Source organism: Pseudomonas sp. FBCC-B545, assembly GCF_059134095.1.
Window position 1 is genome coordinate 5,191,922 of sequence record NZ_CP101441.1, and the last position, 26,167, is coordinate 5,218,088.

Here is a 26,167-nt window from a genome sequence, read left to right on the forward strand (position 1 = left end):
GTCGCGGTAAATCTTTAGAAATTGCCTTTGACCCAAGCCTGCAGCCGCTCGAACAACGGTGCTTTCACTTCGTCGTCGCTGCGGTAGCTGTCGCGGATACTCGGGCCCGACAGGGAAATGCCGTCGGTCTGCTTTTGCAGCCCGTACAACAGCAAGCCCACACCGGTGGAATAAATCGGGTTGCGCACAACGTCGCCCAGGCCTTTCACGCCATGGGGCACGCCCAGGCGCACTGGCATGTGGAAGATTTCCTCGGCCAGTTCAACCGCGCCTTCCATCTTCGAGGTGCCACCGGTCAGCACGATGCCGGCCGGGATCAAATCTTCGTAGCCGCTGCGCCGCAGTTCAGCCTGGATCAGGGTGAACAGTTCGTCGTAGCGTGGCTCGACCACTTCGGCCAGGGCCTGGCGCGACAGCTCACGGGGTGGACGGTCGCCGACACTTGGCACCTTGATGGTCTCGCCGGCGCCGGCCAGTTTGGCCAGGGCGCAGGCATAACGAATCTTGATTTCTTCGGCGTACTGGGTCGGTGTACGCAGCGCCATGGCGATGTCGTTGGTGACCTGATCGCCGGCAATCGGGATCACCGCGGTGTGACGGATCGCACCCTCGGTGAAGATCGCGATGTCGGTGGTGCCGCCGCCGATGTCCACCAGGCACACGCCCAGTTCTTTTTCGTCGTCGGTCAGCACCGAGTACGCCGAAGCCAACTGCTCGAGAATGATGTCGTCGATTTCCAGGCCGCAGCGGCGCACGCATTTTTCAATGTTCTGCGCGGCGTTGACGGCACAGGTCACCACGTGGACCTTGGCTTCCAGGCGCACGCCCGACATGCCCAGGGGCTCGCGCACGCCTTCCTGGTTATCGATCACGTAATCCTGCGGCAGGGTGTGCAGCACGCGCTGGTCAGCCGGGATCGCCACGGCCTGGGCGGCGTCGAGGACGCGCTCAAGGTCGGCGGAGCTGACTTCGCGGTCGCGGATCGCCACGATGCCGTGGGAGTTCAGGCTGCGGATATGGTTGCCCGCCACGCCGACGAACGCCGAGTGGATCCGGCAACCGGCCATCAGCTGCGCTTCTTCAATGGCGCGCTGGATCGATTGCACGGTGGACTCGATGTTCACCACCACGCCCTTCTTCAGGCCCCGGGACGGATGCGTGCCAATACCGACGATTTCGATCGCGCCGTCTTCCCCGACCTCGCCCACCAGCGCCACCACCTTGGAGGTGCCGATATCGAGACCGACGATCATTTTGCCGCTTTGCACGTTTGCCATGGGTCCTGCCTCTTCTTAATTCTTCGCGACAGCGGGTTGTGCTGCCGTGGGCGCAGCCGGTGTACGCCAGCCGACGGCCAGGCCGTTGGCGTAACGCAGGTCGACGCTCGCAATGTTCGTAATCTGTTCTTTCAAGGTTTTTTCATAGATGGCAATAAAGCGGCGCATCTTTTCCACCAAGCGGTCGCGTCCCAGCAACAACTCGATGCCCGGGCCGGAACTGCCTGCCCCGGTCGTCAAAAACCAGCTGCCCCGCTCACGCAATTCCAGGCGTGCAATGGAGAAGCCCAGTGGCCGCAGCATCTGGCTCAGGGCCTGGTACTGCTGCATCACTTGCTGCTGCGCCCGCTGCGGCCCGAACAGCTGCGGCAGGTGCTCGTAGTTGGCCAGCTCACGCGGGGTGAACGCCTGGCCCTGATTGTTCAACAGCGCTTCATCACCCCAACGGGCCACGGGCAGTTGTTCTTCCAGGCGGATCGTCACCTGGTCCGGCCAGACACGGCGGACTTCGGCGTGGGCGATCCACGGCATCTGTTCCAGCTCCGAGCGCATGCCGGCCAGGTCGATGGTAAAGAAGCTCGCCGCCAGGTATGGGCCGATGCGCTGCTGTACCGCCTGCTGGCTGATGTAGCTCAAGTCGCCCTGCACGCTGATCTTGGTGATCGGCCGGTCGGCATACGGCAACAGACGCTGCGCGCCTTCGTAGGTACCAAAGCCCAATACCACCAGCAATACCGGCCAGAACAGCGCCTTGATAAAACCAAAGTTGGCTTTTGGCAGGCGCGCCGACATCGGCTCTTTAGCCACCATTCGGCTGGCGCCCCGCGGCACCGGCTTGCGGCTCGGTGCTTGTGGGGGCTGATGACGAAGCGATGCGCCTTTCATGTGTTCAGCCTCTTGGCTCAATGCTGTCGGCCAGGATCGCCAGCACCAACTGCTGGAAGTCCAGGCCGGCGGCACGGGCTGCCATGGGAACCAGGCTGTGGTCGGTCATGCCCGGTGCGGTATTGACTTCAAGGAACCAGAAATTCCCCTGGTCATCCTGCATCACGTCTGCCCGCGCCCAACCGGCGATACCCAGCGCCTCACAGGCTTTCGCCGTGAGGTCCATCAATTGCTGTTCCTTGCTTGCTTGGAGGCCACACGGGATCCGGTACTGGGTATCGGAAGCCAGGTACTTGGCGTCGTAGTCATAAAAGGTGTGGGGCGTGCCCAATGCGATAGGCGGCAATACCTGGCCACGCAGGGTGGCGATGGTGTACTCGGGACCGGAAATCCACTGTTCCACCAACACTTGCGAATCGTAGGTACTTGCCGCTTTCCATGCGTCGATCAATTCGGCGGCCGAGTTCACTTTAGCCATGCCGATACTGGAGCCTTCATGGGCTGGTTTGACGATCAAAGGCAGGCCCAGTTCCTTGGCCGCAGAAATACAATCGTCTTCGCTGCACAGCACGGCGTGACGTGGTGTTGGAATACCCAGGCTGTGCCACACCTGCTTGGTGCGCAATTTGTCCATCGCCAGCGCGGAAGCAAGGATACCGCTACCGGTGTAGGGGATGCCGGCGCATTCGAGCAGGCCTTGCATGCTGCCGTCTTCACCGCCACGGCCATGAAGAATGATGAAGGCGCGGTCGATCTTTTCGGCCTGCAGGCGGGCGAGGAAGTCATCGCCCACGTCGATACCGAAGGCGTTCACACCCGCACTTTGCAGGGCTTCGAGCACGGCATTGCCAGACTTGAGCGACACTTCGCGCTCAGCGCTCTTGCCGCCGAACAGCACGGCGACGCGACCGAAATCGGCAGGCGCGACAGTGGAAAACAGGGAGCCGTAGTCAGTGATCATTTCGACGCCCCCTTTGCCACGGCTGCAAACAGCGGGCTCGCCAGCAACTTGGGCGCAAGGCCACCGATATCACCGGCACCCTGGCACAGCAGGATGTCACCGGCGCGCAACAGCGGCTTGACGATAGGGGCCAGGTCGACGCCACGCTCGATGTAGATCGGGTCCAGTTGGCCGCGCTGGCGGATGCTGTTGCACAGCTTGCGGCTGTCAGCGCCCGGGATCGGTTCTTCACCGGCCGGGTAAACCTCCATCAGCAGCAGCACGTTGGCATCGGCCAGTACATTGACGAAATCGTCGTACAGGTCGCGGGTGCGGCTGTAGCGATGCGGCTGGTAAACCATCACCAGACGGCGCTCCGGCCAGCCGCCGCGCACGGCCTTGATCACAGCGGCAACTTCGGTCGGGTGGTGACCGTAGTCGTCCACCAGCATCACGTCACCGCCTTCAACCGGCAACTGACCGTAGACCTGGAAGCGACGACCGACACCAGCAAAGCGCGACAGCCCCTCGACGATGGCTTCATCGCTGACGCCCTCATCAGTGGCGATGCAGATGGTCGCCAGGGAGTTCAGCACGTTGTGGTTGCCCGGCATGTTCACCGAGACATCCAGCGGTTCGCGGTCGGGACGCAGCACGGTGAAGAAGGTTTGCATGCCTTCCTGGCGTACATTGATTGCGCGCACATCGGCGTCTTCGCTGAAGCCGTAGGTCACGGTCGGACGCTTGACCTGCGGCAGGATTTCACGCACCACCGGGTCGTCCAGGCACACCACCGCCAGACCGTAGAACGGCAGGTTGTGCAGGAAATCGACGAAGGTTTTCTTCAGTTTGTTGAAGTCACCGTCGTAGGTCGCCATGTGGTCTTCGTCGATGTTGGTGACGACGGCGACCAGCGGTTGCAGGTGCAGGAAGCTCGCATCGCTCTCATCGGCTTCGGCGATCAGATAGCGGCTGGTGCCGAGCTGGGCATTGGTGCCGGCTGCATTCAGGCGGCCACCGATGACGAAGGTCGGGTCCAGGCCACCGGCGGCGAACACCGAGGCGATCAGGCTGGTGGTCGTGGTTTTGCCATGGGTACCGGCAACGGCGATGCCATGGCGGTAGCGCATCAGCTCGGCGAGCATCTCGGCACGCGGCACCACTGGAATACGGCGCTCAAGGGCAGTGGCCACTTCCGGATTGGAGGTGTTCACGGCGCTGGACACCACCAGTACGTCGGCCTCGGCGGCGTTCTCGGCACGGTGACCGATAAAAATCTGCGCGCCAAAGGACTTCAGGCGATCAGTGACCGGCGACTCCTTCAAGTCCGAGCCGGACACCTGGTAGCCCAGGTTCAGCAACACTTCGGCAATTCCGCACATGCCCACGCCGCCGATACCGACGAAGTGGATACGGCGGATGCGGCGCATCTCGGGTTGCGGCATGGCTTTCTGATTCTCAACCATGGGCCACCTCCAGGCAGATATCCACCACGGTGCGGGTTGCGTCAGGTTTGGCCAGGCGGCTTGCGGTGCTCGCCATGCTGTTGAGTCGTTCCGGTTGCATCAAAACCTCGGTCAGGCGTGCGGCCAAATCGGCGGCGCCGGTCGTTCTTTGCGGCAGCAGGAAGGCAGCGCCCTCCCCGGCCAAATATTCGGCGTTGCGGGTCTGGTGATCGTCGATGGCGTGGGGCAAAGGCACCAGCAAGGACGGCAGACCGGCGGCGGCCAGTTCACTGACGGTCAGCGCGCCAGCGCGGCAGACCACCAGGTCGGCCCAGCCATAGGCTTGGGCCATGTCTTTGATGAAGGGCTGCACATTCGCCTCCACACCCGCCTCGCGATAACGCGTCGCGGTGACTTCATCGTGATGCTTGCCAGCCTGGTGGAAGATCTCCGGGCGCAATTGCACAGGCAGCTGCGCCACCGCTTCGGGCAGCAGTTTGTTCAGCGGTTCGGCGCCCAGGCTTCCGCCCAGGATCAACAGGTGTGCCTTGCGCCCGGCCAGCGCATCACGCGCAATGGCCATGAACAGCTCGGTACGCACCGGGTTGCCGGTGGTACGCAGCTTGTCCGAGGCGGCGAACGTTTTCGGGAAAGCTTCACACACCCGCGAGGCCAATGGCACCAGCAGGCGGTTTGCGGTACCGGCGACGGCGTTCTGTTCGTGCACGATCACCGGTACGCCGGCGAGCTTCGCCGCGACGCCGCCCGGGCCGGTCACGTAGCCACCAAAGCCAAGCACACACACAGGCTTCAATTCACGAATGACCTTGCGTGCCTGCCACACAGCCTTGAGCAATACGAACGGTGCCTTGAGCAGGGACAGCTTGCCCTTGCCGCGCAGACCGGTGACGTTGATCAAATGCAGGGGTAAGCCGGCACTCGGCACCAACTCGTTCTCGATGCCACGGGGTGTACCCAGCCAGTGCACGGTGTAGCCGCGGCTCTGGAATTCACGCGCACAGGCCAAGGCCGGGAACACGTGGCCCCCGGTGCCGCCCGCCATGATCAGCACGTTAGCGCCCATGGGTCGGCTCCTCGGCGAAGTCGCTTTCGCTGAACTCCATCTCTTCACTGCCCAGGTGGGTCCGACTCTCCCACTCGATACGCAGCAACAAGCCAAGACAGGCGCAGCAGATCACCAACGAACTGCCGCCGTAACTGAGGAACGGCAAGGTCAGGCCCTTGGTCGGCAGCAGGCCGACGTTCACGCCGATGTTGATCAGGAACTGGCCGATCCACAGGAACGACAAGCCGTATGCCACATAGGCGGCGAAATACTGTTTGGCCCGCTCGGCCCACAAGCCGATGTACATGCCGCGCACACACACAAACACGAACAGCGCCACGGTGCACAGCGAACCGACCACGCCAAGCTCTTCGGCCAATACCGAGAACACAAAGTCGGTGTGCGCTTCCGGCAGGTAGAACTGCTTCTGCACACTGTTGCCCAGGCCCACGCCCAGCCACTCGCCGCGACCAAAGGCGATCAGTGCCTGGGTCAGCTGATAGCCGGAACCGAACTGGTCGGACCAGGGATCGGTAAAGGTGATCAAGCGCGCCATCCGGTAGGGTTGCGCCTGTACCAGAATCGTCACTGCTGCCACCGCCAGCACCACCATCAAAGTGAAGCGGAATAGGCCTACGCCGCCGAGGAACAGCATCGCCGCCGCCGCCCCCATCATCACCACGGTGGCGCCGAAGTCCGGCTCCATCAGCAACAGGCCGGCCATGGGCAGCAGCACGATGAACGGCTTGAAAAAGCCCATCCAGCTTTCGCGCACTTCTTTCTGGCGTCGCACCAGGTAGCCGGCGAGGTAGATCACCACGAACACCTTGGCGATTTCCGAAGGCTGCACGTTGAACGCGCCGAAGCCGATCCAGCGCATCGAACCATTCACCTCGCGACCGATGCCGGGCAGGATCACCATGACCAGCAAGCCGAACGCACCGATCAGCATCAGCCAACCCAGGCGCTGCCAGGTGGCGATGGGGATCATCATGGTGACGATGCACGCGCCGAGGCCGATCACCAGGTACACCAGGTGACGGATCATCATGTACAGGGTGTTGCCCGATTGCACGGCAGCCACTTCGGAGGATGCCGAAGTGATCATCACCAGGCCCAGGCCCAGCAGCGCCAGGCAACCGGCGAGCATCGGGAAATCAAGGTCGACACCGCGCCCGGTGATGATCGGCGACGGGTACGGCTTGATGATGTTGCGCAAGTTGATGTTCATGCCAAGGCCTCCACGGCGCGAGCGAACAGCTGGCCGCGCTCTTCGTAGTTCTTGAACATGTCGAAACTGGCACATGCGGGCGACAGCAACACCGCGTCACCCGGCTGGGCCAACGCCTGGCACTGGGCAATGGCGTCGTCCAGGGAGGTGGCGCGTACTTGCGGCACGCCATCGCCGAGGGCAGCGGCGATCAAATCCGAATCACGGCCCATCAGCACCACGGCACGGCAATGTGCAGCCACCGGACCCTTAAGGTCCTTGAAGTCGGCGCCCTTGCCATCGCCACCTGCGATCAACACCAGCTTGCCGTCAATATCCGCCCCCAGGCCCTCGATGGCCGCCAGGGCGGCACCGACGTTGGTGGCTTTGGAATCGTTGTAATAGCTGACGCCATTGAGGTCGCGTACCCACTGGCAGCGATGCTCGAGCCCGGCAAAAGTGCGCAGGCTGGCGAGCATGGCGTCGAACGGCAAGCCGACGGCGTGCCCGAGCGCCAAGGCCGCCAGGGCATTGGACTGGTTATGGGCGCCGCGGATTTTCAGCTCGCGCACCGGCATCAGGTTCTGGAATTCGAAGGCCAGGTATTTCTCGCCGTTCTCTTCACGAATGCCGAAGCCTTTGAAATCAGGCTTGCCCAGGCCGAAGGTCCAGCATGGCAGGCCCTCGCCCATCAGCGGACGGCTCAAGGCATCCTGACGGTTGACCACCACTTGCCGCGCGCCCCGGAAGATCCGGTGCTTGGCCAGGTGATAAGCCGGCAGGCCACTGTAGCGGTCCATGTGATCTTCGCTGACGTTCAGCACGGTAGCCACTTCGGCGCCGAGGTCGTGGGTGGTTTCCAGCTGGAAGCTCGACAGTTCCATCACGTAAAGCTCGACGTCATCGCTGAGCAGGTCCAGCGCCGGCACGCCGAGATTGCCGCCCACGGCCACGCGCTTGCCGGCCGCAGCCGCCATCTCGCCAACCAGGGTGGTCACGGTGCTTTTCGCGTTGGAGCCACTGATGGCCACGATCGGCGCCTTCGCGTTACGCGCGAACAGGTCGATATCGCCGGACAGTTTCACGCCACGCGCCGCAGCCGCTTGCAGGGCCGGTGTCGCCAGGGCCAGGCCCGGGCTCACGTAGAGCTCATCGGCACGACATAGAAACTCGACATCCAGCTCGCCACAACGCACTTCCACGTGCGGGTAGTCACGGCGCAGCGTGACCAGCTCCGGTGGATTTTCCCGCGTGTCGGCCACGGCAAACGACGTGCCCCGGTTCGCCAGGAAGCGAACCAGGGACATGCCGCTCTTGCCGAGGCCGACAACGATGCGGAAGTGGTCTGAAGCGATCAGGGACACTCGTTTCTACCTCAGTTTCAGGGTGGCAAGGCCGACCAGTACCAGAATCACGGTGATGATCCAGAAGCGGACAATCACGCGTGGCTCGGGCCAGCCCTTGAGTTCAAAGTGGTGGTGGATCGGTGCCATGCGGAACACGCGACGCCCGGTCAATTTGAAGGAAGCCACCTGGATGACCACCGACAGGGTTTCCATCACGAACACGCCGCCCATGATGAACAGCACGATTTCCTGGCGGACGATCACCGCGATGGTGCCCAGGGCTGCGCCCAGCGCCAGTGCGCCGACGTCGCCCATGAAGACTTGTGCGGGGTAGGTGTTGAACCACAGGAACCCCAGGCCGGCACCAATCAGCGCGCCGCAGAACACGATCAACTCACCCGCGCCCGGTACATAAGGAATCAGCAGGTATTCAGCGAATTTCACGTTACCCGACAGGTAGCAGAAGATGCCGAGCGCGCCGCCCACCATCACCGTCGGCATGATCGCCAGGCCGTCGAGGCCGTCAGTCAGGTTGACCGCATTGCTGGAGCCGACGATCACGAAGTAGGTCAGCACCACGAAACCGATGCCCAGGGGAATGCTGGCGTCCTTGAGCATCGGGATGATCAGGGTGGTCTCGACTGCGCTTGGGGCCGTTGTGTACAGGAAGATCGCCGCGGCCAGACCGAACACCGACTGCCAGAAATACTTCCAGCGGCTTGGCAGCCCCTTGGAGTTTTTCTCGATCACCTTGCGGTAGTCATCGACCCAGCCGATGGCGCCGAACAACAGGGTCACCAGCAGCACCACCCACACGTAGCGGTTGTGCAAGTCTGCCCAGAGCAAGGTGCTGATGCCGATGGACGACAGGATCAACGCACCGCCCATAGTCGGGGTGCCGGACTTGGACAGGTGCGACTGAGGGCCGTCATTGCGAACCGATTGACCAATTTGCAGGTTCTGCAGGGTGCGGATCATCCACGGCCCCAGGAACAGCGACAAACACAACGCGGTCAGCACACCCAGGATCCCGCGCAGGGTCAGGTACTGAAAGACCGCGAAGCCTTTGTGGAACTGTTGCAGATACTCAGCCAGCAGCAGCAGCATTAATGTTTCTCCGTACTTGAGCCACACAAGGCTGCGACGACGTTTTCCATCACCGCGCTGCGCGATCCCTTGATCAAAATGGTTGTGTTTTTATCGCGTTCACCAGCGGCCAGCGCCTGGATCAATTCAGCCTGCGTCGCGAAATGCCGCGCACCAGGGCCGAAGGCACTAACGGCGTGCGCCATGTTCGGGCCGACCGCGTAGAGCGCGTCGACCTTGGCGCTGGCGTAAGCGCCGACTTCGCGATGGGACTGCTCGGCCCAGTCGCCCAGCTCGGCGATATCCCCCAGCACCAGCACCTTGCGACCATCGAAACCCTTGAGCAGGTCTATGGCGGCGCAAACGGAAGACTGGTTGGCGTTGTAGGTGTCATCAATCACGCGCATGCCGTTGCTGGCCAATTGCGCTACGGTGCGGCCCTTGACCGGCTGCACTGCGCCCAGGCCCGTTGCGATACCGAAGAGCGACACACCCAGCACATGGGCGGCGGCGGCGGCGGCCAGGGCGTTGGCGACGTTATGGTTGCCCAGCAGGTTCAACTGCACGTGCTCGTCACCTTGCGGGGTGTGCAAGGTAAAGGACGGGCAACCACGAGCGTCAACACGGATATCGGAAGCATGGAAATCGGCGGCCGCATTCAACACCGCAAACGTCAGCACCTTGCGACCGGCGGCGCGTACACGCCAGGTCTCGAAAGCCTTGTCGTCCAGGTTAAGTACGGCAGTGCCCGCGGCGTCGAGGCCTTCAAGGATTTCGCCCTTGGCTTCGACAATTTTTTCCGGGCCGCCGAATTCGCCGACATGGGCGGTACCGGCGTTGTTGATGATTGCAACGTGGGGCTTGGTCAGCGCCACGGTGTAGGCGATTTCGCCGATACGCGAAGCGCCCAGCTCGATCACTGCCGCGGTGTGTTCCGGGGCCAGTTCAAGCAGGGTCAGCGGTGCGCCGAAGTCATTGTTCAGGTTGCCACGGGTGGCGAGTACCGGCCCGCGAGTGCGCAGGACACCGGCGAGCAATTCCTTGACCGTGGTCTTGCCGCTGGAGCCGGTGACGGCCGCTACCGGCTTATCGAAGGCGGCACGGTTGAGCGCACCCAATTGGCCCAAGGCCAAGCGGGTATCGGCAACCAGCAGTTGCGGCAAAGTGGAGTCTGCCACTTCGCGCTGCACCAAGGCGCCGACGGCACCCTTGGCGGCGACTTCGTTGAGGTAGTCGTGACCATCAAAACGCGGACCTGCCAGCGCGACAAACAATTGCCCCGGCTGGATATTGCGGCTGTCGATACTGACGCCGGAGAACGTGCAGTCGCTCGACAGTACACGGGCCGACAGGGCCTGGGCCAGTTCGCTGAACTTCATCGCCTTAAGCATGGGCGGCCTCCCAGGTGGTCAGGGCGCGGTCGGCCTCGACCAGATCGGAGAAGGCATGGCGTTCGCCGTTGATTTCCTGGTAGTCCTCGTGGCCTTTGCCCGCCAGGACCACCACGTCGTCAACACCAGCGCTGGCAATCAACCGGGCAATGGCGGCACCGCGGCCGGCAATAAAAATGGCCTTGGCGGCATCTTTGAAGCCGACACGGATGTCGTCGAAAATCTGGCTCGGGTCTTCGCTGCGCGGGTTATCGTCGGTGACGACTACGCCATCGGCCAGACGCTCGACGATCTCGGCCATCAACGGACGCTTGCCGCGGTCACGATCACCGCCGCACCCGAACAGGCAGAGCAATTTGCCCTTGGCGTGCGGGCGCAAGGCTTCGAGGACTTTTTCCAAGGCATCCGGGGTGTGAGCGTAATCGACCACCACCAATGGCTGCGTGCCGCCGCCCAGGCGCTGCATGCGGCCAGCCGGGCCTTCCAGCTTCGGCAGCACGCGCAGGATTTCATCCAGAGCGTAATCCAGGCCCAGCAACGCGCCGATGGCGGCGAGCAGGTTGCTCAGGTTGAAACGCCCGAGCAGGGTGCTGCGCAAATGATGCTCGCCCTGGGGCGTGACCAAGGTGGCGCGCACGCCTTCGTCATTGAATTGGGCTTCACGGCAAAACAGATATGCGCCGGAGTCCTGCAGGCTATAGCTGATCAGGCGCGCTTCGCTGTCTTCGCCAGCCAGTTGACGGCCGAATGCGTCGTCGAGGTTGACCACCCGGCATTTCAAGTCATTCCAGGCAAACAGCTTGGCCTTGGCAGCGGCGTACGCCTCCATGGTGCCGTGGTAATCGAGGTGGTCGCGGGAAAGGTTGGTCATCACCGCAACGTCAAAGGCCAGGGCGGTAACTCGACCCTGGTCCAGGCCGTGTGAAGAAACTTCCATGGCAACCGCCTTGGCACCGGCCTTTTTCAGGTCGGCCAGGGTCGCTTGCACGGCAATCGGATTCGGGGTGGTGTGCAGGCCGCTTTGCAGCGTGCCATAAAAGCCCGTGCCCAGGGTGCCGACAATGCCGCAGTGCTGGCCCAACAGGTCAAGGGCCTGGGCGACCAATTGGGTCACGCTGGTCTTGCCATTGGTGCCGGTCACACCCACCAGGTTGAGGTGGCGGCTCGGGTCACCGTAGAAACGCCCGGCAATATCGGAAAGCTGCGCAGCCAGGCCCTTGACCGGAATCAACGGCACATCGGTGATCGGCAGCACGGTGGCGCCTTCCACTTCATAGGCCACGGCGGCCGCACCGCGTTGCAGGGCGTCGGCGATATGCGCACGGCCGTCGAACTTGCCGCCGGGCACCGCCAGGAACAGGTCACCGGCGCGTACATTACGGCTGTCCAGGCTCAACTCGCGAATCAGCAGATCGCGGCCGGCATGGGCAAAAATCTTGTTCAGGCTCAGAGACATCAGCCGCGCCCTCCATTGGCTTTTACAGCGGCGGCCGGTGGGCCGGCGTTGGCTTGTTGGGTCGGCGGCAAGTTATCCGGCGTGATGTTCATCAGGCGCAGGGTGCCGGACATCACTTTGCTGAACACCGGCGCCGAGACCAGGCCACCGAAGTAGCCGGCTTTACTTGGCTCGTCGATCACGACGACGATGGCGTAGCGCGGATCGCTCATCGGACCGAAGCCGGCGAACAGCGAACGATAGGAGTTTTCGGCATAGCCCTTGGTACCCACCGAGGTCTTACGTGCAGTACCGGACTTGCCTGCCACGTGATACGCCGGGACCTGGGCACGGAATACGCCACGCGGTGCTTCGATCACTTGTTGCAGCATGCCCTGGATGGTCTTGGCGACGTTCTCCGGCATGACTTGGGTGGCTTGCGGCGGTTCGTCGACATGGATCAGGCTCAGCGGGACCATGCGGCCGTTATTGGCCAATACCGAGAATGCATGGGCCAATTGGATCGCGGTCACCGACAAGCCGTAGCCGTAGGAAAGCGTGGCCGTCTCGGCCTTTCTCCACTCGCGATAGTTCGGCAGGTTGCCGACGCGCTCACCCGGGAAGTTGAGACCGGTGGGTTGCCCCAGGCCGATTTTTTGCGCCAGGCGATAGATGGCCTCGCCGCCGATATCGAAGGCGACCTTGCTCATGCCGACGTTACTGGAGTTGATCAGGATACCGGTCAAATCCAGGATCGGGCCTTCGCTGCGGGACACGTCACGAATGGTGTACTTGCCCAATTGCAGCGTGCCTGGATACACCTCTACCTTGTCACTGGGTTTCCAGCGCCCGGTTTCCAGGGCGGCACTCATGGAGATGGCTTTCATGGTCGAACCTGGTTCGAACACGTCGATCATTGCGCGGTTACGCATCATCGCCGGTTGCAGGTTGCGACGGTTGTTCGGGTTGTAGGTCGGCTGGTTGACCATGGCAAGGATCTCGCCGGTCTTCACATCCATGATCACCAGGCTGCCGGCCTTGGCGCCGTTCTCCATGATCGCGTTACGCAGTTCACGGTTGGCCAGGTATTGCAGGCGCAGGTCAATCGACAACGCCAAGGGCTTGCCGGCCTTGGCGTTCTTGGTGACCTGGACATCCTTGATCAATCTGCCGCGCCGATCCTTGATGACCTGGCGCTTGCCGGGCACACCGGCCAGCCATTCGTCATAGGCCAGCTCTACGCCTTCGCGGCCATGGTCATCAATATCGGTGAAACCGACCATATGCGCCGTGGTTTCACCCGCGGGGTAGAAACGACGAAACTCCTCGATGCCATAGACGCCGGGGACTTTAAGGTCGAGCACTTGCTGGCCTTGTTCGGGGGTGAGGCCACGAACCAGGTAGATGAATTCCTTATTGGCCTGGGCTTCCAGGCGCTCGGTCAGGGCTTTGCGGTCTTGGCCGAGCGCGGCGGCAAGCTCAGGCCACTTGTCCTTCGCGACCTGCAACTCCTTGGCATTGGCCCACAGGGTGGTCACCGGGGTACTGACGGCCAGGGGCTCGCCGTTACGGTCGGTGATCAGGCCACGGTGCGCAGGAATCGGAATATGTCGCAGGCTTCGGGCATCACCCTGGCCGATCAGGAAGTCACGATCGACCACCTGCAGGTCGAAGATGCGCCAGACGATCGCGCCCACCATCAATGCCAGCAAGCCAAGCATCAGACGGAAGCGCCATGGGTAGAGTGCGCCTTCGAGTTTCATCATGGCGCCACCATGCGGACTTCGGCCGCGCCAGGGATGTGCATCTTCAACTGTTCGGTGGCCAGCACTTCGATACGGCTGTGGGCCGTCCAGGTGCTTTGCTCGAGGATCAACCGACCCCACTCCGCCTGGGCTTTATCACGCACGCTCAATTCCCCGTACAGGGTATTGAGCAACTGGCGGTTCCAATGGGCGCTGTAGGACACCGCAATCGCGGACACCAGCACGCCGATAAACAGCAGCAACATAAAGAAGCTGCCGCCCGGGAGGGGCTTGGCGAAAAGCTTGCTCACCGCAGCTTCTCCGCGACGCGCATGACGGCGCTACGGGAACGTGGGTTGGCCTTGAGCTCTGCTTCGGAAGCGAACTGCGCTTTACCATGGATTTTGATTTTCGGCACAAAGGCTTCGAAACGCACCGGCAGGTTGCGCGGCAGGTTGTCGGACTCGCCCTTGACCAGGCGACGCATGAACAGTTTGACGATGCGGTCTTCCAGGGAGTGGAAGCTGATCACCACCAGACGACCGCCCACTTCCAAGGCGTCAAGCGCGGCTTCAAGGCCGGCTTCCAGGTCGCCCAATTCATTGTTGACGTGAATGCGCAGGCCCTGGAACGCACGAGTCGCCGGGTTCTTGCCTTTTTCCCACGCAGGGTTGGCGACCTTCAGCACTTCGGCCAGGTCGGCGGTACGCTCGAACGGCTGGATTTCACGGCGCTCGACCACGGCGCGTGCCATGCGCCCGGCAAAGCGCTCTTCACCGTATTCCTTGAATACGCGGGCGATTTCTTCCACCGGAGCCGTGGCGATGAACTGCGCAGCGCTGACACCACGCGTAGGGTCCATGCGCATGTCGAGGGGGCCGTCGTTCATGAAGCTGAAGCCGCGCTCCGGGTCGTCGAGCTGGGGCGAAGACACGCCCAGGTCGAGCAAAACCCCGGCCACCTTGCCCGCCATGCCGCGCTCGGCGACTTCGGCACCCAACTCGGCAAAGCTGCGTTGCACAACGACAAAGCGGCCGTCTTCGGCCGCTAGCGCTTGCCCGGTGGCAATCGCTTGAGGGTCTTTGTCGAACCCGAGGAGCCTACCGTCGGGTCCGAGCTGGCTGAGTATCAACCGGCTGTGCCCACCCCTGCCAAAGGTGCCGTCCAAATAGCAGCCATCCGCGCGTACGGCGAGAGCCTCGACGGCTTCGTCAAGCAGTACGGTGATGTGGTTAAAGCCGCTATCAATAGTCACAGGATCAAATCACGCAGTTCATCAGGCATGGCGCCCGGTTGTTGAATAGCAGCCAGGTCTGCTGCAGACACAGCATCCCAGGCATCTTCGTCCCACAATTGGAACTTGTTCAGTTGGCCCACCAGCATTGCGCGCTTGTCGAGCTTGGCGTACTCGCGCAGACGCGGTGGCACCAGGAAACGACCGCTGCCATCGAGTTCAAGGTCGACGGCATTACCGATCAGCAAACGCTGGAGGCGGCGGTTTTCTTCACGCAATGAAGGCAGCGCGCGCAACTTGGTTTCAATCAACTCCCACTCATCGAGGGGGTAAACACACAAACAAGGGTCAACGGCGTCAATCGTGATGATCAACTGGCCTGAACTTCGCGAAATGAGCTCGTCACGATACCGGCTCGGCATGGCGAGACGGCCTTTTGCATCGAGACTGATAGCGTTAGCTCCGCGAAACACAGATGCGTTTCTCCAAATTTTAGCGTTTTACGTTCAAAAAACCCACTTTGTGCCACTTTCCGCCACTTGCGCACACTATAGGAATGCGCCTACCACACCGTCAAGGCGCGTATTCAAGGAAAAGCCTTACAGAACGGAGATTTAGGAAGGTAAAAGGAGGAGAAACCAGAGTTTGACGATGTTTTTGACTCAACAACGGCAAATAGCTCAGAGAGCTACGACCTAAAGTTAAAGTAATTTATTAAGAGTAAGATTTTTTTGGTATTACGAAGATGCATCTGCCAATGATTTGGCAGGGAGGGATTCTTGCGTTACTACCGGGTTTGCGCACGAGATTCGAACGCAAGGAAAAAAGGTGGAGAGTCGATCTGTAAGCCGGGTTCTGTCTTGAACAGTCATTCGTCTACGATGGCCATCACTGGACATCTTTAGCAACCTACCCGGTCCCAGCGCGGGCCACGCCTTGGGACCCTATTTGGTCTTGCTCCAAGTGGGGTTTACCTAGCCACGAACTGTTGCCAGTCGTGCGGTGCGCTCTTACCGCACCTTTTCACCCTTACCGGCACCGAAGTGCTTAGGCGGTTATTTTCTGTGGCACTTTCCGTAGGCTCACGCCTCCCAGGCATTACCTGGCACTTCGCCCTATGGAGCCCGGACTTTCCTCCCCCCCCTAATTTTCATAGAGGGCAGCGACTGTCCAATCGACTCTCCGCCGCGCAGGTTAACGGCACGGCGGCGTCAGGACAAGTATTAAAAGTCCCGCGGTGCCATCACGTTCAGACGCAATACAGGTTCGCCCCCGGAACTATTCGGCTTTCTGCTTATCCAGCGCCACCTGGTACAACACATTTTTGCGCACCCCGGTAATTTCCGCCGCCAAGGCCGCGGCACGCTTGAGCGGCATTTCCTTGAGCAGCAAATCGAGGATGCGCATCGCCTCGCTCCCCACCGCATCTTCATTTTCCGGCGCAGTCCAACCCGCCACCAGCACCACGCACTCACCCCGCTGCTGATTGCTGTCGCCTTCGACAAATGCGCGAAGCTCTTCCAGCGGCAAGCCCTTGAGGGTTTCAAAGGTCTTGGTCAGCTCCCGGGCCAACAGCCCCAGGCGCTCACCGCCAAACACCTGCTCCATGTCCTGCAGGCACTCCAGGATACGGTGCGGGGCTTCGTAGAAGATCAGGGTGCGCGGCTCTTCCTTCAACGCTTGCAGGCGTGCGCGACGCCCCACCGCCTTGGCCGGCAAGAAGCCTTCAAAGATAAAGCGGTCCGATGGCAGGCCAGCGGCAGATAATGCAGCGATCAGCGCGCAGGCTCCCGGAACAGGCACTACATTGATACCAGCGGCGCGTGCCTGGCGAACCAAGTGATAACCCGGATCGGAAATCAAGGGCGTACCCGCATCGGAGATTAACGCCACGTCATCGCCGACCAGCAGGCGCGTGATGAAACGGCTGCCTTCTTCACGCTCGTTGTGCTCGTGGCATGCCGCTAATGGCGTGCTGATTCCAAAATGCTGCATCAACCGCTGGGAGTGCCGCGTGTCTTCGGCCGCGACCAATTTAACCTCGCGCAACACTTTCAGCGCCCGCGCACTGATGTCGTCCAGGTTGCCAATGGGCGTCGCCACGACAAAAAGCGAGCCTGCAGTGGAATTCAATGGACCTGGAGCAGTCAAAACGCACACCTCGATGGTTGGCAAAAGCAACATTGTAGCGCGTAGACGCCTTGAAAATATGCCATCACGGTGGATGCCGATTCAGCCACCGTTAGTTAATCGCAACATTTGCACGACCTAAATCGACTGTTTCACGCCACTAACGTCGCGCCTGGGCCAGTGCTTGGGTACACTTCCACGCTAATTTGATCGGTATCAGGAACACTTACATGATCGCTTGCCTGCGGCTGCTCTCCGCCCTCTGCCTCGCTGCCTTGCTGGCCGCTTGCGCCAGCTCGCCCTCGTCCAGCCTTGGCGACCTTCCACGGACCCCGGATGCCAGTATCGAGCAATTGCTCGAACAGGCAACGAACGCCAAGACGCCAGAAAAGGCCGCCATGTTGCGCCTGAGTGCGGCTGACCTGGCCTACCAGCAGAACAACCCTGCCCGCTCGTCGCAGATTCTTGCGCAGGTGCCCCTGGATGTCCTGAAGCCGGCCGCTCAAGTATTTGCCAGCACCCTGGCCGCCGAACTGGCAATGACGCGTAATCAGCCTAAGGCGGCATTGGCGGCGCTGAACCATCCCAGCCTGCAAAGCCTGAAGGAGCTGCCGACAGACCAGCAGATCCGCACCGGCACCGTGCATGCCCGCGCCTATGAAGCAGATGGCCAGACCCTCGCCGCCGCTCGCGAGCGGGTAGCCATGGCACCGCTGCTCACCGGGGATGCCGCTGCAAGCAACCACGAAGCCATCTGGGTATTGATTGCTGCGTTGCCTGCCGAACAGCTGCAAGCCACCGGCAACCCGACACTGGACGGCTGGATTACCCTGGCCCAGGCGGTCAAGGGTGCCGGCACTCTGGAGCAACAACAAGCCGCCATCGATACCTGGCGCGCACAGAACCCGGGCCACCCGGCCGCGGTTCAACTGCCTACGCCGCTGACCAAGCTCAAGGAACTGGCCAGCCAGCCATTGAACAAGATTGCCGTGCTGCTGCCGCAGGAAGGCCCGCTGGCTTCGGTTGGCAAGGCGCTGCGTGAAGGCTTCATGGCGGCTCACTACCAGGCCGAACAAGCCGGGCAGAAGGCGCCGATCATTGAGTTCTACGACAGCTCGCGCATGACCTCCCTCGACGACTTCTACGCCAAGGCCCAGGCCGCCGGCGTGCAATTGGTGGTTGGCCCGCTGGAAAAACCACTGGTCAAGCAGCTCAGTGCACGCCCGCAATTGCCGATCACTACCCTGGCGCTGAACTACAGCGAGACCGATCAAGGCCCGGCACAACTGTTCCAGTTCGGCCTGGCCGCTGAAGACGAAGCCCGTGAAGTGTCGCGCCGTGCGCGCGCCGATGGCCTGCATCGCGCCGCCGCCATGGTGCCCCGTGGCGAATGGGGCGAGCGTGTGTACAAGGCCTTCCGCCAGGATTGGGAAGCCAATGGCGGCACCGTCATGGGTGTCGAATATGTCGATCAGCCCGTGGCACTGGCCCAGCAGATCGCCGATCTGTTTCAGCTGCGCAAAAGTGAAGGCCGTGCCAAGAGCCTGCAGAGCACGGTCGGCACCGACGTTGCCGCCCAGCCTTCGCGTCGCCAGGACATCGAGTTCATCTTCCTGGCCGTCACCCCGCAACTGGCCCAGCAGATCAAGCCGACCCTGAACTTCCAGTACGCCGGTGATGTGCCGGTCTACGCGACATCCCACGTATTCAGTGCCAGCGGCGACCGCAACCAGTACCTGGACATGACCAACGTGATGTTCTGCGAAACCCCTTGGCTGCTTAATACCACCGACCCGCTGCGTAATCAGGTGGCCGCGCAATGGCCACAAGCCAATGGCAGCCTGGGCCGCCTGTACGCCATGGGTGTCGATGCCTACCGCCTGGCGCCACGCCTGGGCCAGCTCAAGGCGCTGCCGGACACCCGTGTCGACGGCCTCTCGGGCAACCTGGGCATCAGCGCCAACCAGCGCGTTGATCGCCAGATGCCATGGGCGAAATTCGTCGGCGGCGACATCCAGCGCCTTCCAGATACCCCGCGCTGATGCCCGAGCGGTCCAGCGCACAAAGCGGCAAGGATGCCGAACTCCAGGCACTGAAATACCTGCAACAACAGGGTCTGCGCCTTTTGGCGCAGAACTGGTTGTGTAAACGCGGAGAGCTTGATCTGGTCATGCTTGACGGCGATACAGTAGTATTTGTCGAAGTCCGCTATAGAAAACACGCACAATGGGGTGGCGCGCTCGCCAGTATCGACGGGCGCAAGCGTCAGAAGCTGATACTCGCTGCGCAGTTCTTCCTGCAAAAAGAGCATCGCTGGGCTGACAGCCCCTGCCGTTTCGATGTGGTAGCCATGGAAAGCACACCATCGGGTCCCGCTGATTTGAACTGGCTCAAGGATGCCTTCGACAGCTGACCCACCCGGCACCTTCACCCCACACTTTTTGCTCTTTGCTTTGCGGGCTGCACATTACCTGTGCCAAACAGCCGCGCTACTTAAGGTCACACAGATGGACATGCAATCCCGAATTCGCCAGCTTTTCCAGGCCAGCATCGACACCAAGCAACAGGCGATGGACGTACTTGCACCGCACATCGAGCAAGCCAGTCAGGTCATGGTCAACGCCTTGCTCAACGAAGGCAAAATGCTTTCGTGCGGCAATGGTGGTTCGGCTGGCGATGCCCAGCATTTTTCGTCCGAGCTGCTCAATCGCTTTGAGCGTGAGCGTCCGAGCCTGCCGGCCATTGCCTTGACCACCGATTCGTCGACGATCACCTCGATCGCCAATGACTACAGCTACAACGAAATCTTTTCCAAGCAGATCCGCGCCCTCGGCCAGCCGGGCGATGTGTTGCTGGCGATTTCCACCAGTGGCAACTCGGCGAATATTATTCAGGCGATCCAGGCCGCACATGATCGTGAAATGATTGTCGTAGCCTTGACCGGACGCGACGGCGGCGGCATGGCTTCGCTGCTGCTGCCCGAGGACGTAGAGATTCGCGTCCCGGCCAATGTCACTGCACGCATCCAGGAAGTCCACCTGCTGGCGATCCACTGCCTGTGCGATCTGATCGACAGCCAACTGTTCGGGAGTGAAGAATGACCGTTAACCGCCTCAGCCTTATGGCCATTACGCTGTGCCTAGCCATCAGCGGCTGCAGCTCGGCAATCACCGCCACACGGGACACCCCCATCCAGGACGACAGGGGCACGCGCACATTCGGCAGCACCATTGATGATTCGCTGATCGAAACCAAGGTCAAGGTCAACGTCGCCAAGGCCGCCACCGACCTGGGCAACGGCGCATCGCGCATCGTGGTGACCAGCTTCAACGGTGTCGTCCTGCTGGCAGGGCAAACACCCCGCGCCGACCTCAAGGCCCAGGCCGAGCAAGCCGCCGCGGGGGTGCAGCGGGTCAAGAAGGTCCATAACGAGTTGCAGGTCATGGACCCGATCACCCTGCTGGCCATCAGCAACGATGCCTTGCTGACCACCAAGATCAAGGCGCAGATGCTCACCGACAGCGCAGTGCCGGGCTCGCGGATCAAGATCGTCACCGATAACGGCATCGTCTACATGATGGGCCTGCTGACCCAGGCCGAAGCCACCCGTGCCGCCAACCTGGTGCAGGGTGTGTCCGGTGTGCAGAAGATCGTCAAGGTGTTCGAGTACATCGATTGATGTAGGGGGCCACAAAAAAGGGCGCCGTGCATTGACTGCACGGCGCCCTTTTTTGTGAGCAGGGTTTATTGGTACTGCTGGTACGGATTGCCCTGGAACTGGTTGTTCTGCTGTGGCACCTGCTGTTGCTGGCCCGGCTGCCCATATTGCTGGCCTGGAATCGGGCCGAGGTTGACCTCTACGCGACGGTTCTGGGCACGGCCATTCACGTCGGCGTTGCTGGCAATCGGGTTATCCGGGCCGGCACCGCGGGCGCTCAGGTTGGCAGCGCTGACGCCCTGGGAAGTCAGGTAGTTGGCCACGCTCTGGGCACGACGCTGGGACAGGTCCATGTTCAACTGACGGCTGCCGGTACTGTCGGTGTAGCCGACGATCTGGATGGTGTTCTGGTTGAACTGCTTGAGGGAGTTCGCCAGGTTGTTCAGCGGCTGGTAGAAGCTGCTGGAGATAGCGTCCGAGTTGGTGGCGAAGGTAATGTTGCCCGGCATGATCAGCTTGATCTGGTCGCCCTGGCGCTGCACTTCCACTCCGGTGTTGGCCATGCTTTCGCGCAGTTTTTTCTCTTGCTGGTCGGCGTAGTAGCCATAACCAGCGGCGCCGGCACCCGCGACGACTGCACCAATCAGCGCGCCCTTGCCACGGTTGTTATGGTCAATGGCCGCACCAGCCAACGCGCCGGCCAGCGCACCCAGGCCTCCGTACTTGGCGGTCTTGCTCATACCGCTTTCGGAACCATTGCTGGCCTGTCCCTGGCTGCCGTCATATGGATTAGGTGAAGCGCAGCCAGACAACAGGGCTACGGCGGTAGCGACAACAAGCAGACGACGCGGAGTAAACATGAAGGGAAGCTCCTACTTTTGCATTCTGTGATGCAGAGGACATTGGCAATGGACCTGTGCCGAGTTTGGAACACGACCAGCGGTAAAAATTCCGTGGCCGCCGCCCATGCTGTAACAAAAGGTTAGCCAATGTCACCGCTACAGGAACCGTAGCAGACGCAGGCAGAAAACGACCTGGGTTTTTGCTGCAGCGCTTGTCAGACTCATTCACGATCAAGCGCGCACGAAGGGATTTTCCCGCATCTCGTCGCCCAGGCAGGTGTCCGGCCCATGACCGGTGACCACCGTCGCGCCTTCGTCCAGCGTATACAGGCGCTGCTTGATCGAGCGCACGATTGTCGCCTGGTCGCCGCCCCATAAATCGGTGCGCCCCACGCCGCGCCGGAACAAGGTGTCACCGGCAATCAGCAACTTGGCATCGGCAAACCAGAAACTCATCGAACCCGGCGTGTGCCCTGGTGTGTGCAAGGCCACGCCACAACCGCAGGCCAGTTCCTCGTCATCTTCCAGCCAGCGGTCCGGCGACGGCACCGGGACATAGGGCACGCGAAACATCTGGCACTGCATTTCCAGGTTGTCCCAGAGGAATTGATCTTCTTTATGCAGGTGCAGCGTCGCGCCGGTCTTCTCCTTCAACTGCCCGGAGGCCAGGAAGTGATCCAGATGGGCATGGGTGTGGATAATGCTCACCACCTGGAGGCCCAGGGCAGCGAGCCGCGCCAGGATCAATTCAGGGTTGCCGCCTGGGTCGACCACAATGGCTTTTTTGCTGATCGGGTCACCGATGATGGTGCAGTTGCATTGCAACGGGCCGACGGGGAAAGTTTCGCGGATCAACGGGCTTTTCTGGTTAAGCATGGGACGTTCCTGCAAGCTCTATGGCATTCCAGACACAGTATGGTTGACCTTGCCCCAGATCTGGAAGGCATCGAATTTGCGTTGCATCAAATGCTAAGCTACTCAAGCGCCATCGAACCCAGCAACAGCCAGGACCGCAGCGTGTCGCGTTTGGAGCAAGACGTATGGCGAATCAACAGCAGGTCATCTGCGAACACTGCGACTGCGTGTACGAAAAAGTCACGCTCGCCAAACATCAAACCGCCCTGTGCGTACGCTGCGCGGGAGTATTACAGCGCCATAACGGCCTGACGGTGCAACAACGCCTGGCCCTGACGGTAACCGCAGCGGTGTTGTGGACCTTCGCCAACTTTTACCCGGTGATGAGCATCAGCCTGCAGGGCTTGAAAAACAGCGCGACGCTCTGGGATTCGGTGGTGGCGTTGAGCCAGGGGCCGATCACGTTTATTGCGTTGGTGGCGGCAATTTCCATCATTATCGCGCCGGTGTTTCAACTGCTGTTGCTGATCTGGGTATTGAGCTTCGCCTTGGCCGGCCGACGCTCGCCGGCATTCAAGCTGTGCATGCGCTGGCTGGAAGCCCTCAGGCCCTGGAGCATGCTGGAAGTCTGCCTGCTGGGTGCGATGGTCGCGGTGTTCAAGCTGGCCGGTATGCTGGATGTAATCCCCGGCACCGGCCTGTTTGCCCTGGCCGCCCTCAGCCTGTTGCTGATCCGCATTGCCGGGCGCGATGTGCGCGACCTGTGGGACACCGTATGAATTCACCGCCCACTGCCCGCGAGCTCAACCTGTGCCTGTGCCACACCTGCGGCCAGGCCTGCGACATGCTTCAAGAGCCCACCGAGTGCGACCGCTGCGGCGCGCCCTTGCACCGGCGCAAGGTTCAGTCCCTGACCCGAACCTGGGCCTACATGCTCACCGCCCTCGCCTTTTATGTACCGGCCAATTTACTGCCGGTGATGAACACCACCATGCTCGGCTCGGGGGCGGACAGCACCATCATGAGCGGCGTGCTGGAGTTCTGGCAGCATGGCGCCTGGGACATTGCCCTGATCATTTTCATCGCCAGCATCGCCGTGCCGGGCATCAAGTTCGTGTCATTGGCACTGTTGCTGGTCACCGTGCAGCGCAATAGCCTGTGGGCGCGCAAGGAGCGCTCCAAGCTGTTCCGGTTTATCGAGCTGATCGGCTATTGGTCAATGCTCGATGTGATCGTGGTCGCACTGGTGGCCGCGCTGGTCAGGTTCCAGGCCCTGGGCACGATCGAGCCGCGCCTGGGCATTCTGTTTTTTGGCTTGGTGGTGGTGTTTACCATGCTCGCGGCCATGAGTTTCGACCCACGGCTTATCTGGGAAAACCCACACTATGAGGAGCGTTCGGATGACGCCACACGACGTTGACACCCCAGCAGGCAAGCCTGCAATCAAGACGCGTCGCTTCAGCGTTTCACTGGTGTGGATCGTACCGATTGTCGCTGTGTTGGTGGGCATCTCGCTGGTGATTCACAGCGTCATGCAACAAGGCCCGACCATTACCCTCAATTTCAAGACCGGCAGTGGTCTGGTCGCCAACAAGACCGAAGTCAAATACCGCAACGTGGTGATTGGCCAAGTCACAGGCGTCGCCTTGAGCGATGACCAGAAAAGCGTCAACGCCACCGTCGAGTTGTCCAAGCAGGCGGAAAGTTTCACCCGCGAAGATTCCAAGTACTGGGTGGTGCGCCCACGTATCGGCGCAGGCGGCGTATCCGGCATCGACACCCTGCTCTCCGGTGACTATATCGGCGCCGATATCGGCCAGTCCGAGACCCGCGCCAAACAGTTCACAGGCCTGGAAAATCCGCCGCCCATCACCTACGGCGAGCCAGGCAAGCGCTTTACCCTGCATACCCAGGGCCTGGGGTCGCTGGATATCGGCTCCCCGGTCTATTACCGCAAAATCCCCGTGGGCCAGGTGGTGGCCTATGAGCTGGACAGCGAAGGCAAGGGCGTGAATATCGAAATTTTCGTGCATGCGCCCAATGACCTGTATGTCACCGAGAACACCCGCTTCTGGAATGCCAGCGGTATCGATTTGAGCGTCGGCGCCAATGGCTTTGCGTTGAAGACCGAATCCGTGTCGTCCATGTTGATGGGCGGGATCTCCTTCCAGGCCCCACCCTACAACCCCAACGACAAGCCAGCCGAGGAAAACCGCGGTTTTGAACTGTTCGAAGACCAGCAAAGCGCCCTCGCCCCGCCCAATGGCAAGGGGCAATACATGGTCCTGCGCTTTGACCAGGCCCTGCGCGGGCTGAAAGTCGGCGCGCCGGTGGAGTTCCTCGGCGTCGAGTTCGGTAAAGTGGTGTCGATCAACCTGGATTTCGATGCGAAGAAACGCAGCTTCCCGGTCAATGTCGGCATCGTGATCTATCCGCAACTGCTCGGCGAAGCCCACACCAAGCTGCTCAAGGCCATGAACAATAACCCTGACGATGAGGCGGCTGGCGTGCGCCTGATCGGCAGCTTCATCGAAAACGGCCTGCGCGCCCAGGCTCGCAGCGGTAACTTGCTGACCGGCCAGTTGTACATCGCCCTGGACTTCTACCCCAAAGCCGAGAAAGTCGCCTTTGACCCCAACCAACGTCCGGTTGGCATTCCCACGATCCCCGGCAACCTCGAACAGTTGCAGGAGAAGCTCGAAGGCATCGTCAACAAGCTCAGCCAACTGCCTGTCGAGCGCATCGCCGGCAACCTCGACGCCAGCCTGGTCGAACTGCGCAAGGGGCTGGCGCAATTCAACGCCAAGACTCTGCCGGGTGTTCAGACGACACTGGCCGACGTGAGCAAGACCCTCCAAACAGCCAGTTCTACCCTGGCCGAAGACTCGCCGCAGCGTGAACAACTGACGCAGACCCTGGATGAACTGGCGCGCATGTCGCGCTCCTTGCGCGAACTCTCGGATTACCTTGGCCGGCATCCGGAGTCGCTGATTCGCGGTCGTCCCGATAACGCCGCGCCGACCGACCTGCAAGGACCACCGCGCAAATGACCATTGGAGCCGCCATGACGCTGCCGTTGAAGATCACGCTGCTGACCTCCCTGCTGCTGCTCGCAGCGTGTCGCAGTGAACCCATTGTCTTCCACACCCTGACCCCGGCGCACTGGAGCAACAGCTCGCGAGCGGATGCCGCCGGCGTGCGCATTGACAGCATCAGTGTGCCGCCCCAGGTTGACCGCGCGCAGATAGTGGTGCGCCAGGGCGACAGTGGGTTGGCGATTCTTGAAACCCAGTGGTGGGCTGCCAGCCTCGCCGACGAGCTGAGGAGCGCGTTGGTGGATCAGTTGGCCAATAGCAATCCGCAGCAGGCTGTGGCCTTGCGCGTTGAAGTACAGCGTTTTGACTCGGTCCCCGGGCGGTACGCGTTGCTCGACGTGCGCTGGCGCCTGCGACAGGTCAACGGTGATCGCCCGGCCCTGACTTGTCGCAGCACCTTGCAGTCACCCGCAGGGCCGAGCATCGACGAGCTGGTGGTGGCACACCAGAACAACCTCAAGCGTTTCGCGGCGTTGATCAATCAGACGGTCGACACGTCACTCAAAGGCTGCCCTGCCGCCCAATAA

General features: G+C 61.4%; 25 protein-coding genes and 1 other RNA gene. 8 read left to right on the top strand and 18 right to left on the bottom strand.

Annotation, left to right across the window (positions count from 1 at the left end):
* Positions 1-14 precede the first annotated feature (14 nt).
* From ftsA to rsmI, 16 genes are all read right to left on the bottom strand, one after another.
* Positions 15-1,277, bottom strand: coding sequence for a cell division protein FtsA (gene ftsA / locus NMB39_RS23940; protein ID WP_043050551.1), 1,263 nt, complete (start codon positions 1,275-1,277; stop codon positions 15-17).
* Positions 1,278-1,292: 15 nt separating this feature from the next.
* On the bottom strand, positions 1,293-2,162 hold the full coding sequence (locus NMB39_RS23945) for a cell division protein FtsQ/DivIB (protein ID WP_057021530.1): 870 nt from the start codon (positions 2,160-2,162) through the stop codon (positions 1,293-1,295).
* A 4-nt stretch (positions 2,163-2,166) separates the two neighbouring features.
* On the bottom strand, positions 2,167-3,123 hold the full coding sequence (locus tag NMB39_RS23950; protein ID WP_306957111.1) for a D-alanine--D-alanine ligase: 957 nt from the start codon (positions 3,121-3,123) through the stop codon (positions 2,167-2,169).
* On the bottom strand, positions 3,120-4,568 hold the full coding sequence (murC, locus tag NMB39_RS23955) for a UDP-N-acetylmuramate--L-alanine ligase (RefSeq protein WP_046070966.1): 1,449 nt from the start codon (positions 4,566-4,568) through the stop codon (positions 3,120-3,122). Before murC ends, NMB39_RS23950 begins: the two co-directional genes overlap by 4 nt.
* The gene (murG, locus tag NMB39_RS23960) at positions 4,561-5,631 is read right to left on the bottom strand and encodes an undecaprenyldiphospho-muramoylpentapeptide beta-N-acetylglucosaminyltransferase (protein ID WP_046070965.1); all 1,071 of its coding nucleotides are present in this window, start codon (positions 5,629-5,631) and stop codon (positions 4,561-4,563) included. The genes murC and murG overlap by 8 nt, the downstream gene beginning before the upstream one ends.
* A complete protein-coding gene (gene ftsW, locus NMB39_RS23965; protein WP_046070964.1) occupies positions 5,621-6,844 on the bottom strand; it encodes a putative lipid II flippase FtsW in 1,224 nt (407 codons plus the stop codon). Before ftsW ends, murG begins: the two co-directional genes overlap by 11 nt.
* Positions 6,841-8,187: a UDP-N-acetylmuramoyl-L-alanine--D-glutamate ligase gene (gene murD / locus NMB39_RS23970; RefSeq protein WP_057021532.1), complete on the bottom strand. Its 1,347-nt coding sequence runs from the start codon at positions 8,185-8,187 to the stop codon at positions 6,841-6,843. The genes ftsW and murD overlap by 4 nt, the downstream gene beginning before the upstream one ends.
* 6 nt (positions 8,188-8,193) lie before the next feature.
* The gene (gene mraY / locus NMB39_RS23975; RefSeq protein ID WP_004371987.1) at positions 8,194-9,276 is read right to left on the bottom strand and encodes a phospho-N-acetylmuramoyl-pentapeptide-transferase; all 1,083 of its coding nucleotides are present in this window, start codon (positions 9,274-9,276) and stop codon (positions 8,194-8,196) included.
* On the bottom strand, positions 9,276-10,646 hold the full coding sequence (locus NMB39_RS23980) for a UDP-N-acetylmuramoyl-tripeptide--D-alanyl-D-alanine ligase (RefSeq protein WP_494339971.1): 1,371 nt from the start codon (positions 10,644-10,646) through the stop codon (positions 9,276-9,278). Before NMB39_RS23980 ends, mraY begins: the two co-directional genes overlap by 1 nt.
* Entirely contained in the window at positions 10,639-12,102 is a 1,464-nt protein-coding gene (locus NMB39_RS23985) for a UDP-N-acetylmuramoyl-L-alanyl-D-glutamate--2,6-diaminopimelate ligase (RefSeq protein ID WP_494339970.1), read from the bottom strand. Before NMB39_RS23985 ends, NMB39_RS23980 begins: the two co-directional genes overlap by 8 nt.
* On the bottom strand, positions 12,102-13,844 hold the full coding sequence (locus NMB39_RS23990; protein WP_164484468.1) for a peptidoglycan D,D-transpeptidase FtsI family protein: 1,743 nt from the start codon (positions 13,842-13,844) through the stop codon (positions 12,102-12,104). The genes NMB39_RS23985 and NMB39_RS23990 overlap by 1 nt, the downstream gene beginning before the upstream one ends.
* The gene (gene ftsL, locus NMB39_RS23995) at positions 13,844-14,137 is read right to left on the bottom strand and encodes a cell division protein FtsL (RefSeq protein WP_003171871.1); all 294 of its coding nucleotides are present in this window, start codon (positions 14,135-14,137) and stop codon (positions 13,844-13,846) included. Before ftsL ends, NMB39_RS23990 begins: the two co-directional genes overlap by 1 nt.
* The gene (gene rsmH, locus NMB39_RS24000; RefSeq protein ID WP_164487155.1) at positions 14,134-15,081 is read right to left on the bottom strand and encodes a 16S rRNA (cytosine(1402)-N(4))-methyltransferase RsmH; all 948 of its coding nucleotides are present in this window, start codon (positions 15,079-15,081) and stop codon (positions 14,134-14,136) included. Before rsmH ends, ftsL begins: the two co-directional genes overlap by 4 nt.
* Entirely contained in the window at positions 15,078-15,533 is a 456-nt protein-coding gene (mraZ, locus tag NMB39_RS24005) for a division/cell wall cluster transcriptional repressor MraZ (protein ID WP_003171868.1), read from the bottom strand. The genes rsmH and mraZ overlap by 4 nt, the downstream gene beginning before the upstream one ends.
* 355 nt (positions 15,534-15,888) lie before the next feature.
* Positions 15,889-16,242, bottom strand: an RNA gene (gene rnpB / locus NMB39_RS24010) — RNase P RNA component class A.
* 96 nt (positions 16,243-16,338) lie between these two features.
* Entirely contained in the window at positions 16,339-17,244 is a 906-nt protein-coding gene (gene rsmI, locus NMB39_RS24015) for a 16S rRNA (cytidine(1402)-2'-O)-methyltransferase (protein ID WP_494339969.1), read from the bottom strand.
* A 176-nt stretch (positions 17,245-17,420) separates the two neighbouring features.
* Between rsmI and NMB39_RS24020 the strand changes: the two genes are divergently transcribed.
* The 4 genes from NMB39_RS24020 to NMB39_RS24035 all read left to right on the top strand — a co-directional run bounded on the left by NMB39_RS24020 (position 17,421) and on the right by NMB39_RS24035 (position 20,869).
* The gene (locus NMB39_RS24020; protein WP_124356011.1) at positions 17,421-19,232 is read left to right on the top strand and encodes a penicillin-binding protein activator; all 1,812 of its coding nucleotides are present in this window, start codon (positions 17,421-17,423) and stop codon (positions 19,230-19,232) included.
* A complete protein-coding gene (locus NMB39_RS24025; protein WP_046070957.1) occupies positions 19,232-19,603 on the top strand; it encodes a YraN family protein in 372 nt (123 codons plus the stop codon). The genes NMB39_RS24020 and NMB39_RS24025 overlap by 1 nt, the downstream gene beginning before the upstream one ends.
* A 94-nt stretch (positions 19,604-19,697) precedes the next feature.
* Positions 19,698-20,291, top strand: a complete 594-nt coding sequence (locus NMB39_RS24030) for a phosphoheptose isomerase (protein WP_007904374.1) — start codon at positions 19,698-19,700, stop codon at positions 20,289-20,291.
* Positions 20,288-20,869 (top strand): BON domain-containing protein, encoded by a 582-nt coding sequence (locus NMB39_RS24035; RefSeq protein WP_043050538.1) that lies wholly within the window; start codon positions 20,288-20,290, stop codon positions 20,867-20,869. Before NMB39_RS24030 ends, NMB39_RS24035 begins: the two co-directional genes overlap by 4 nt.
* A 65-nt stretch (positions 20,870-20,934) precedes the next feature.
* Here NMB39_RS24035 and NMB39_RS24040 read toward each other — a convergent pair whose 3' ends face one another.
* On the bottom strand, positions 20,935-21,708 hold the full coding sequence (locus NMB39_RS24040; protein ID WP_043050537.1) for a YiaD family glycine zipper/OmpA-like lipoprotein: 774 nt from the start codon (positions 21,706-21,708) through the stop codon (positions 20,935-20,937).
* A 213-nt stretch (positions 21,709-21,921) separates the two neighbouring features.
* On the bottom strand, positions 21,922-22,566 hold the full coding sequence (locus NMB39_RS24045; RefSeq protein WP_306957108.1) for an MBL fold metallo-hydrolase: 645 nt from the start codon (positions 22,564-22,566) through the stop codon (positions 21,922-21,924).
* A 164-nt stretch (positions 22,567-22,730) separates the two neighbouring features.
* Here NMB39_RS24045 and NMB39_RS24050 point away from each other — a divergent pair, with 164 nt between their 5' ends.
* The 4 genes from NMB39_RS24050 to NMB39_RS24065 are packed head-to-tail and all read left to right on the top strand — an operon-like array spanning position 22,731 to position 26,167.
* Entirely contained in the window at positions 22,731-23,324 is a 594-nt protein-coding gene (locus NMB39_RS24050) for a paraquat-inducible protein A (protein ID WP_494339968.1), read from the top strand.
* Positions 23,321-23,965, top strand: a complete 645-nt coding sequence (locus tag NMB39_RS24055; protein ID WP_057021537.1) for a paraquat-inducible protein A — start codon at positions 23,321-23,323, stop codon at positions 23,963-23,965. The genes NMB39_RS24050 and NMB39_RS24055 overlap by 4 nt, the downstream gene beginning before the upstream one ends.
* Positions 23,946-25,595 carry a PqiB family protein gene (locus tag NMB39_RS24060; RefSeq protein ID WP_464005706.1) on the top strand — a complete coding sequence of 550 codons (1,650 nt, stop codon included), beginning with the start codon at positions 23,946-23,948 and terminating at the stop codon, positions 25,593-25,595. The genes NMB39_RS24055 and NMB39_RS24060 overlap by 20 nt, the downstream gene beginning before the upstream one ends.
* Complete coding sequence (locus NMB39_RS24065) at positions 25,592-26,167, top strand: PqiC family protein (protein WP_494339967.1); 576 nt, start codon at positions 25,592-25,594, stop codon at positions 26,165-26,167. The genes NMB39_RS24060 and NMB39_RS24065 overlap by 4 nt, the downstream gene beginning before the upstream one ends.

Bases quoted from the DNA above. Each gene is read 5' to 3' on its own strand.
- murG (WP_046070965.1), bottom strand. From the start codon at position 5,631: ATGGGCGCTAACGTGCTGATCATGGCGGGCGGCACCGGGGGCCACGTG.
- ftsA (WP_043050551.1), bottom strand. From the start codon at position 1,277: ATGGCAAACGTGCAAAGCGGCAAAATGATCGTCGGTCTCGATATCGGC.
- NMB39_RS24065 (WP_494339967.1), top strand. From the start codon at position 25,592: ATGACCATTGGAGCCGCCATGACGCTGCCGTTGAAGATCACGCTGCTG.
- NMB39_RS24060 (WP_464005706.1), top strand. From the start codon at position 23,946: ATGACGCCACACGACGTTGACACCCCAGCAGGCAAGCCTGCAATCAAG.
- NMB39_RS24035 (WP_043050538.1), top strand. From the start codon at position 20,288: ATGACCGTTAACCGCCTCAGCCTTATGGCCATTACGCTGTGCCTAGCC.
- NMB39_RS24040 (WP_043050537.1), bottom strand. From the start codon at position 21,708: ATGTTTACTCCGCGTCGTCTGCTTGTTGTCGCTACCGCCGTAGCCCTG.
- NMB39_RS23990 (WP_164484468.1), bottom strand. From the start codon at position 13,844: ATGAAACTCGAAGGCGCACTCTACCCATGGCGCTTCCGTCTGATGCTT.
- NMB39_RS24020 (WP_124356011.1), top strand. From the start codon at position 17,421: ATGATCGCTTGCCTGCGGCTGCTCTCCGCCCTCTGCCTCGCTGCCTTG.
- NMB39_RS23950 (WP_306957111.1), bottom strand. From the start codon at position 3,123: ATGATCACTGACTACGGCTCCCTGTTTTCCACTGTCGCGCCTGCCGAT.
- murC (WP_046070966.1), bottom strand. From the start codon at position 4,568: ATGGTTGAGAATCAGAAAGCCATGCCGCAACCCGAGATGCGCCGCATC.
- NMB39_RS24055 (WP_057021537.1), top strand. From the start codon at position 23,321: ATGAATTCACCGCCCACTGCCCGCGAGCTCAACCTGTGCCTGTGCCAC.
- NMB39_RS24025 (WP_046070957.1), top strand. From the start codon at position 19,232: ATGCCCGAGCGGTCCAGCGCACAAAGCGGCAAGGATGCCGAACTCCAG.
- mraY (WP_004371987.1), bottom strand. From the start codon at position 9,276: ATGCTGCTGCTGCTGGCTGAGTATCTGCAACAGTTCCACAAAGGCTTC.
- NMB39_RS24030 (WP_007904374.1), top strand. From the start codon at position 19,698: ATGGACATGCAATCCCGAATTCGCCAGCTTTTCCAGGCCAGCATCGAC.
- NMB39_RS24050 (WP_494339968.1), top strand. From the start codon at position 22,731: ATGGCGAATCAACAGCAGGTCATCTGCGAACACTGCGACTGCGTGTAC.
- rsmI (WP_494339969.1), bottom strand. From the start codon at position 17,244: ATGTTGCTTTTGCCAACCATCGAGGTGTGCGTTTTGACTGCTCCAGGT.
- NMB39_RS23985 (WP_494339970.1), bottom strand. From the start codon at position 12,102: ATGTCTCTGAGCCTGAACAAGATTTTTGCCCATGCCGGCCGCGATCTG.
- NMB39_RS23980 (WP_494339971.1), bottom strand. From the start codon at position 10,646: ATGCTTAAGGCGATGAAGTTCAGCGAACTGGCCCAGGCCCTGTCGGCC.
- NMB39_RS23945 (WP_057021530.1), bottom strand. From the start codon at position 2,162: ATGAAAGGCGCATCGCTTCGTCATCAGCCCCCACAAGCACCGAGCCGC.
- ftsW (WP_046070964.1), bottom strand. From the start codon at position 6,844: ATGAACATCAACTTGCGCAACATCATCAAGCCGTACCCGTCGCCGATC.
- NMB39_RS24045 (WP_306957108.1), bottom strand. From the start codon at position 22,566: ATGCTTAACCAGAAAAGCCCGTTGATCCGCGAAACTTTCCCCGTCGGC.